The sequence below is a fragment of the Corallococcus sp. 4LFB genome (assembly GCF_046520365.1).
Classification (GTDB): domain Bacteria; phylum Myxococcota; class Myxococcia; order Myxococcales; family Myxococcaceae; genus Corallococcus; species Corallococcus caeni.
Window position 1 is genome coordinate 1 of the sequence record NZ_JBKGHJ010001014.1, and the last position, 1,290, is coordinate 1,290.

1 protein-coding gene and 1 pseudogene are annotated in these 1,290 nt (G+C 75.7%); both read left to right on the forward strand.

Annotation, left to right across the window (positions count from 1 at the left end; genetic code table 11):
* Positions 1 to 208: pseudogene (locus ACLEQD_RS43650) on the forward strand (sensor histidine kinase); the annotation flags it as partial.
* A 1-nt stretch (position 209) separates the two neighbouring features.
* Positions 210 to 1,136 carry a sensor histidine kinase gene (locus ACLEQD_RS43655; RefSeq protein ID WP_410391829.1) on the forward strand — a complete coding sequence of 309 codons (927 nt, stop codon included), beginning with the start codon at positions 210 to 212 and terminating at the stop codon, positions 1,134 to 1,136.
* Positions 1,137 to 1,290: the final 154 nt, after the last annotated feature.

Genomic DNA, 1,290 nt, shown 5'->3' on the forward strand with positions numbered 1-1,290 from the left:
CTGCGCCGTCCACCGCGTCGCCTTCGCCTGGGTGCTCGCGCGCCGCAGACGCGTGGCCGCGGGGGGCTGGCTCGCGTGGCTGCCGGGCCTGGCGCTGCTGCACTTCTTCCTCGCGAGCCTCATGGCGCTCGCGGAGCTCCCCGGGGCGCTCGTCTTCGGCGTGCTCCTCATCGGCACCGCCGCCGTGCATGGCGGCGCTACCGGGTGACGTGGCGCGAGCCTTCCTCGCGGTGGGCACGCTCGCGGCCCTGCTGGGCGCCCTGCCCCTGGCCCGGAGCGCCCAGCACGCGGTGCTCCTGGCCATCGTGGGCCCGTCCGCGCTGCTGGCGGAGCTGTACCTGGGCGGGCTCGCGGTGCGCTACGACCGGGCCCGCGCGGACGCGGACCGCCTGCGCGCCGCCGTGCACGCGCAGCTCGTGGAGCAGCAGGAGCGCGACGTGGGCCGCCTCACCCAGGCGATGGCGGAAATCCTCGGCCACCACCAGGGCATGGACCAGGCGCTGCACGAGGCCGGCACCGCCGCGGACATGATGAAGGCGTTCGGCACGCAACGCGGCCTGCTCGCGCGCAGCGGCTTCGAGGACCAGGCCCGCCAGCTCCAGGACAGCCTGCGGCAGCTCCAGGAGATGGTGAAGGAGGTGCGCGCCAAGAGCCGCCGCTTCGCCGGCACGGAGCCGGAGGCCGTGGACCTGGGGCTGGTGCTGGAGTCCGTGCAGGCCCAGGTGTCCCTGCGCTTCCCCTACGTGGACATCCACGTGGAGCTGGAGCCGCCCGGGCCCCCTCGCGCGCTCCTGCGCGGCGGACCGCTCACGCTGCGCCGGGTGGTGGAGAACCTGGTGGTCAACGCCTGCGAGGGCAACGGCGAACAGGGCGCGTCCCGCGTCTACATCCGCGCGCGCACCGAGCCGCTCAGCGGACGCCTGGAGGTGGAGATCGAAGACGACGGCCCCGGCTTCCCCCCGGAGCGCCTCAACGCGCCCGCGGAGGAGCTCTACACGACCAAGTCCCAGGGCACGGGGCTGGGCCTCTACACCAGCGAGTGCCTGCTGCGCGCCAGCGGCGGCCTGCTGCACCGGCGCAACGGACCGGGCGGCGGCGCCCTGCTCCGCATCCTGCTGCCCCGGGAGTACCCATGAAGCCCCTGAGCGCCCCACCCCGCCCCCGTCCGGGCCGCTCGCGCGCGGGCGGGACGCGAACGAAGTGGCGGCCCCTTCCAGCGCGGGCCCGTCTCCGCTCACGCCGTGCGATGTGTGGACGCACCAGGAGGCCCTCGCCGCGCGCGGCCTGGTG